Source organism: Patescibacteria group bacterium (assembly GCA_034660655.1).
Classification (GTDB): Bacteria; Patescibacteriota; Patescibacteriia; order JAACEG01; family JAACEG01; genus JAACEG01.
In genome coordinates this window covers 31,599-38,658 of record JAYEJU010000024.1, presented here as the reverse complement: position 1 = coordinate 38,658, position 7,060 = coordinate 31,599, and the positions used below count along the sequence as shown (strand labels likewise).

3 protein-coding genes and 1 rRNA gene (1 of these 4 running past the window's edge) are annotated in these 7,060 nt (G+C 33.5%); 1 reads left to right on the top strand and 3 read right to left on the bottom strand.

Annotated features, from left to right (window positions below; translation table 11 throughout):
- The 3 genes from U9O55_02055 to U9O55_02045 form a co-directional block, all read right to left on the bottom strand.
- Nucleotides 1-1,445: glycosyltransferase family 39 protein (locus U9O55_02055; protein ID MEA2088603.1), on the bottom strand; the 1,445-nt coding region annotated here is incomplete at its 3' end.
- Between the two features lie 216 nt (nucleotides 1,446-1,661).
- Nucleotides 1,662-2,996, bottom strand: a complete 1,335-nt coding sequence (locus U9O55_02050) for an O-antigen ligase family protein (GenBank protein ID MEA2088602.1) — start codon at nucleotides 2,994-2,996, stop codon at nucleotides 1,662-1,664.
- Between the two features lie 358 nt (nucleotides 2,997-3,354).
- Nucleotides 3,355-4,773 carry a flippase gene (locus tag U9O55_02045; protein MEA2088601.1) on the bottom strand — a complete coding sequence of 473 codons (1,419 nt, stop codon included), beginning with the start codon at nucleotides 4,771-4,773 and terminating at the stop codon, nucleotides 3,355-3,357.
- Nucleotides 4,774-5,193: 420 nt separating this feature from the next.
- Between U9O55_02045 and U9O55_02040 the strand changes: the two genes are divergently transcribed.
- Nucleotides 5,194-7,060 (top strand): 23S ribosomal RNA (locus U9O55_02040) (it continues 2,923 nt past the right edge of the window).

Genomic DNA, 7,060 nt, shown 5'->3' with positions numbered 1-7,060 from the left:
ATATATTTATTTGAATAATCAGCATTTTTATTGTTTATTTTTTGGGTTATTTCAGGGTCTATTTTTAAAAAAAACGCGAAAAATAAATACCTAATATCATCGCTTATAATAATTTTATCATATTGTTTTTGATTGTCTTGAACAAATTCCATAACCGCGACTTGAGCGTTTTTTTGTTTTTGATATTCAAAAATATTATTGTGCTTATAATAACAAAAAAAAGACATTGCTATGTGAAGCGTCATAATTATCGTTATCGCATATATTATTTTTATTTTTGTATGTTCGTGTTTTTCGTTTTTTTCTTTATTGAAAAAAATGTTATATATTCCAACAGCGCCGATAATTTGCAGAAGAGGAAGAAAATGTATTGATCTTAATGGATGTATAATTGACGGGTTGTCAGCGCAAAAAAGAGTGAAACACACTGGAAGCGGAGCTAATAAAAACCATAATAATAGCAGCTGATATTTTTTTTCGTTTTTTCGTTTTTTTATTATTTCTTTTATGCCGTATAAAATAAACAGTATTTCAAAAAAATAAATTCCGCCCAATGGAATAAAACTATATTTTATAATCATTAATGCGAAACACAAAGTAAAAATATGAATAAAATATTGAATAATAAAATTTGAGGCAAAAATAAGCGGGTTGTTAAAAATTGAAACCATATCAAGCCGAGTTTTCTCCAAATCAGGAAGCCCAAAAGGGCCGAATTTTTCGTAATTCAATAATTGAAATTGATTTTGCAAATAAAAGATAGCAATCGGGGATATTAAAATTATTAAAATAAGCAAATTAAGCAGTATAATTTTTTTATTGCTAAAAATTTCCTTTTTATTTATAAAGAAAAAAATTAAATAAATAAGAGGAATCCATAAAAAAGATAAGGCGTAAGTATAAAAAGTTATAGCGGAAATAATAGTGGAGATATAAAAATAAAAATGTTTTTTTTCTTTAAAAAATTTAATCAAGCAATAAATAATAGCAGTATAAAAGAATGGCAATAAACAAACGTTATATCCCGTTGTTGAAACATAAATATGCCAAGGAGAAGCTGTTAAAAGCAACGCGGAAATAACGCCTATTTTTTTATTAAACAGCTCTTTTCCCAGCAGATAAGTAAAAAATATGGAAAGAAGCGAAGCAATAAAAACAGGAGTTCTTACTATCAAAGTTGAAAGCCCAAAAAGTTTTATTAAAGGAATTAAAATTAAAGACAGTGTTATATTTTCTCCCCAGCCAAAATTATAAAAATGAGCCGGGAAAAAATTTCCATTTCTATCAGCTCCTGTTTTTAAAATAGAGAATGCTTCATAACCGACCGCTATTTCATCAACGCTAGGCTGTTTCGTAAAAATGTAAAAAATTCTTAAGCCGATAAAAAAAGCAAAAATTATTAAAACAGAAATAAGAATTATTTTTTTGCGATTTAATTTAAACATTTTTAAATTTTAATATTAGACTTGTTGCGTAATTAATTTTGTAACGTCCGACCAAGGCACCTTGGGCGGATGAGACAAATTTTTCAAACAATTTTTGAGGTTTAGCCTTTCCCGCAATGCTGCGGGAGAAAAAATTTTTGGAAAATTTGACCAACCTGCCTGCCGTCAGGCAGGAATATGGAAATTGCGATAGAAATTAATTACGCAACAAGTCTATTATGAATTAAGCTGTTTTTTATTTTTTGCGGTATTAGTCGCGATAAAAATTCCCAATATAATCCAAAAAAGCAAAGACAGGTCGTTTTTAAAATACGGAGCATCAAGCAAGCCGTGAATAATAATTGTTATCATTGAAGCCGAGATTCCAATAAAAAATATTTTGTTTCGTTCAGAAAAACTTTTTTTGATTTTTAGGAAAAAAGAAATTATCAGCCAAACAAAACAGAGCATTCCAAAAAATCCAATGTCCATCCAAAAATTTAAAAAAATATTATGAGGATAAATTAATGGTTCCATTTTTAATGGTTCTCTGAATTTTTCTTGTATTTTTGGAAATCCAAATATCCCAGCGCCTAAAATAAAATTTTTAGGATTTTGCGTTAAATATTCAAAGGATCCCTCCAAAAGAACAATCCGATTTTGAGCTGATGGTGAATTAATAATTTTTTGCGCGTATTTATTAATTAATTGGTTTTGAAAATAGATTACTGAAAATAAAGATATACAAATAAATAAAACAAAAAATATTTTGGATAATACCTTCATACTGCGTGGTATGGAAGTATTTGTTATTTTTGTTTTTATTATTAAACAAGCGAAAAAGATAAATGCTATAATCAAGCCAGCGTATGTGCCTTGAGAGATTGTAAATATAACAGCAGTAATAGAAAATATTAAAACTAAAATTTTAAATAATGCTGGAATAATATTTTTAAATCTGTTTTCAAAAAGCCATCCAAAATAAATCATTATAATCGGCGATAAAAAAAGCCCGACAGCGTTTGGAGATGTGAAAAAACTTGTTACCCTCCGCGTTTCTTCTGGCCGCCACATTTCAACAGGAATAAAATTTCCAGTGATTTTTTGGTAGATCGCGAAAAAAGAAACAGCTAACGCTGAAATTCCCAATGCGTATAATATTTTTCGCAGATTTTTTTTAGTTTTTATGACTTGGACAAAAATTAAAAAAAATAGGATCGGTTCTAAAAAATAAGCGCGCCAAAGTCCCATTGCTTTCCAAATATTCGGCGCCACAAATATTGAAATTGTGGCAAAAATTATTATTAAAATTATTTGCGTTTGAAAAGGGAATGGCTTGTAAGAAATTTCTTTTTTATATCTTTTAGCGATTTTTTGAAATCCTGTTTGCAAAAACCACACGGTTAAAACAATTAAAATCATTATTTCCAAAAGCGTTGTGGGAAGACATATAATATAGAAGCGAATTAAATAAGTTGGAAGCAAAATAACAATTATGGCAAGAGCTGTCGGCAAATTGCGCCAAGCAATCAGCGTAAAAGTTATGAGAAAAATTGTTAGAAAGTATAACATATTATAAATTTATAAATATTTGATTATAAAATCCCCCTTAATCCACCTTTGCCAAAGGGGGAAATATTTTAAATAATTTTCATTAGTCCTCCTTTGGAAAAGGAGGTTGGAGGATTTTTAAAATTTTTAATTGTGAAATTTCGTTTAATCTATATTGCCCAATAATTGTCATCCCTGAATGACAAGCAAAAATACATTGACTTATTTTTGTTTTTAATTTATACTAATATAAAATAAAAATAAAGGAGGAGAAAAGATGTGAGAATATCTATTTAGCCCTGACGTATATCTATTTGCAAACGGCGGAAGAAACACAGACGCCAAACGCAAAAAAAAAGGATTGCGTACGGGGCTTTTTTTATTTTATTTTTATTATTTCCCTAATTAAATTTTTTGGAAGCGCTTTTAATATATATAAAGCAAAAAAATAAACAGCTATTGATGTTATCAGAGAAATAAACAGATTTTGTTCTTTTATAAAATATAAAACAGCTGCCATAATTCCGCTGGCGATTAAAACTTTTAAAATTATAAGAAAGTTAGGAAAAATTTTTGTTGTTTTAATAACCATCCAAGCGCAGATTAGCGCTATTAAAGATTCAGCAAAAACAGTTGCCCATGCCGCGCCATAATAAGAATATTTTGGAATAACGATCAGATAAATTGTTAAACTTATCGCGGCAGTGATTGCGTAAGCCCAAATCATTTTTTTTTGTTTTTCTATTGCCACGATTGTATGTCCGTAAAGTGTTCCAATAAATACAATGGCAGACGCGAAAATAATAACTTTCAAAATAGGAGCTGCTGGCGCGAATTCATTGCCGGCTACTAAAATTATAATCGGTTTTGCTAAAAATAGCGTCCCGATTGCCAAAGGTATGGCGGTTATTATCATTACATCAAAAGCTGTTTTAAATATTTTTTTAAATTCAATAAAATTTTTCCCGTTCCAATAATTTGAAAGCAAAGGCAATATCAACCCCATAAACATTGTCGGCAGCATTATTAAAATTTCTAAAAAGCGAAAACTTGCGCCGTACAAGCCGACATCAGACTGCGAATGGTAAAGTGAAAGAATTATAGTGTCTGCTTTTAGATAAACTAAATTAAAAGCAATTGAAAGAGCTATTGGCCATGATTTTCGCAATGTTTCTTTCCAAATATCAAAATCAAAAGCCCAGTGTATTTTTATTATCTTGCGCGTTGAATAAAATAGATATGAGAAATTGAAAATAGCGCCGACAACGCCTGCGGATATAATTCCCAAAAGCCCTAAATCAAAATAAGCGGCAAGCGCGATAAATAAAATTATTGTTGACTTGCCGAGAATATCCGCTATTGTCACTTTTATAATTTTCAGCTTTTTTTGAAATAGCCCTGTTAAAACTTGAATCAGGCTTAAAAGAAAAAACGAAACAGTAAAAATAACAATGGCGATTTTTACTATTGTTGGATAAGGAAAAAAGAACGAAACTATCGGAGCGATAGAAAAGAAAATAATGCTTGCAAAAAATCTTAAAGTAAATATGTTGTTTAAAATTTTTTCCTCGTCAACATTCGGGCGAGAAATCATTTGAACTGTTATCAGCATCAGTCCCATATCCGCTAAAATAGCAAAGAATTGCAAAAACGCGACTACTGTCGTGTATTGCCCAAATCTTTCAGCTCCAAGATATCTTGTCATTATTCCTAAAGCAATAACTCCAAAAAACACGGAAATGAATTTCCCAACAGTTTGAATTATTGTATTGTAAGCGATTTTTTGCGTAAGGCGCATAAAATAAAAAAACTAAAAATTTGTTTCTTTTATTATATATCAGATATAATACTATTGGCAAGGCAACGGTCTTGACATATTTTTAAAACTATTTTATTATGTGATTAGTTTAAACAAAATTGATATTAGGCAAAATTTATGGTAAAAATAAAAAAGATAAACCATTCAAAAGCGGTTGGATAAACAGTAATTTTTTGTTGTTTTAGCAAGCCGCTCCAAAGCGGTTTTTTTATTTTTTTTAACACCTGATAAAAGGATAAAATCTTTTTACCAGTTGTTAAGTAAGACCGAACTTTGACAATTAAATATGTAATAACGTAATAAAGCGAATAACGAGCAATTTTAAGTAGAGTTTGCTATTTGCAGACTCTAAATATATAAAGAGAATTTTAATAAAGCAGTTAAAATTCTTGTGGTTAATAAAAAAATACTCAAGGGCGTATGGTGGATGCCTTGACACAAAAAGCCGATGAAGGACGTAGCAACTTGCGATAAGCTTCGGAGAGGTGGTAAGCAACCTTTGATCCGGAGATTTCCGAATGGGGAAACCCTCCTATGCAAAACATAGGGATCCTTTGCCTGAATTCATAGGGCAATGAGATGGGCACCTGGGGAACTGAAACATCTTAGTACCCAGAGGAAAAGAAAATAATAATTATTCCGTGAGTAGTGGCGAACGAAAGCGGAACAGCCTAAACCTTGTAGACTTTGCGAAGATTTTTTTACTTCGGTAATTAGATTGGAGCATAAAGGGCGCGGACCCATATGTTTATAAGGGGTTGTAAGAGATCGTATCTGTTTTCCGCGTAAAACAGGACAGAGTTACAAATAATATTTTTAGCAGAATTTGCTGGAAAGCAAAACCATAGAAGGTGATAGTCCCGTAAGCAAAAAAAATATTACTCTGACGGTTTTCTTAAGTACCGCGAGACCCGAGAAATCTTGCGGGAATCTGGGTCGACTATGATCCAAGGCTAAATACTTTTTGTGATCGATAGTGAACAAGTACCGTGAGGGAAAGGTTAAAAGCATCCCGGTGAGGGAGATGAAATAGTATCTGAAACCATACGCTTACAAGGAATCGGAGCCGCGCTCTGCGCGGTGACGGTGTGCCTATTGAAGAATGAGCCAACGAGTTTATTTATGTGGCTTGCTTAACCCAGTATTCAGTTTTGTAAATTTTATAAAATTGAATACTGGGGTAGGCGTAGTGAAAGCGAGGGTTAATAGCCCGTATCCAATTTATTGGTGTGTCGCGTAAATAAGACCCGAAGCCGAGTGATCTAACCATGGCCAGGATGAAGTCCAAAGAAATTTGGATGGAGGTCCGAACCCACTAGTTGTGCAACACTAGGGGATGAGCTGTGGTTAGCGGAGAAATTCCAATCGAACTCGGCAATAGCTGGTTCTCCTCGAAATAGCTGTAGGGCTAGCCTTGAATAAATTTGGAACCTGGGGGTAGAGCACTGAATGGGGCCGGGGGAGCAATCCTACCTTCTCCAATCAAACTCCGAATACCAGGTCTCCTTACTTCAGGAGTTAGACCGTGGGGGCTAAGCTCCACTGGTCAAAAGGGAAACAGCCCAGATCGCAGTCTAAGGTCCCTAAGTTTATGCTAAGTGTAAAAAGTGGTGAAATATCATTGACAACCAGGAGGTTGGCTTAGAAGCAGCCATCCTTTAAAGAAAGCGTAACAGCTCACTGGTCAAGCCATTTTGCGCTGAAAATGTACCGGGGCTCAAGCATAGCGCCGAAGACGCGAATTTCGGAAATTTATTTCCGAAGTGGTAGAGGAGCATTCTGTTCGCGCTGAAGCTGTATCGCGAGATATGGTGGAGCAAACAGAAGAGAGAATGTTGGCATGAGTAGCAAAAAGACAGGTGAGAACCCTGTCCACCGAAAGTCTAAGGTTTCCTGGGCAACGAAAATCGTCCCAGGGTTAGCCGGTCCTAAGGCGAGTCTAGTGTAGTGCTAGGGTAGTCGATGGATAAGCTGGTTAATATTCCAGCGCCGTTATTAGATGTTGACAAGGTGCGCGGTTTTGAATTTTGAGCATACTATGGTTTGTGTGTTGCTTTTTTCTTTTAGAAAGAGGCAAAAGGTTTTGTTTCGGCAAGGCCAATTTGAGAAGATAAATCGCCTAGAAAAGCCTTTGAGACTTAATTTAATAACGACCGTACTAAAACCAACACAGGTAGACGAGGCGAGAAGCCTAAGGTGAACGAGAGAACCTTTGTTTAGGAACTAGGCAAAACAGCGGCCGTAACTTCGGGATAAGGCCTGCCAA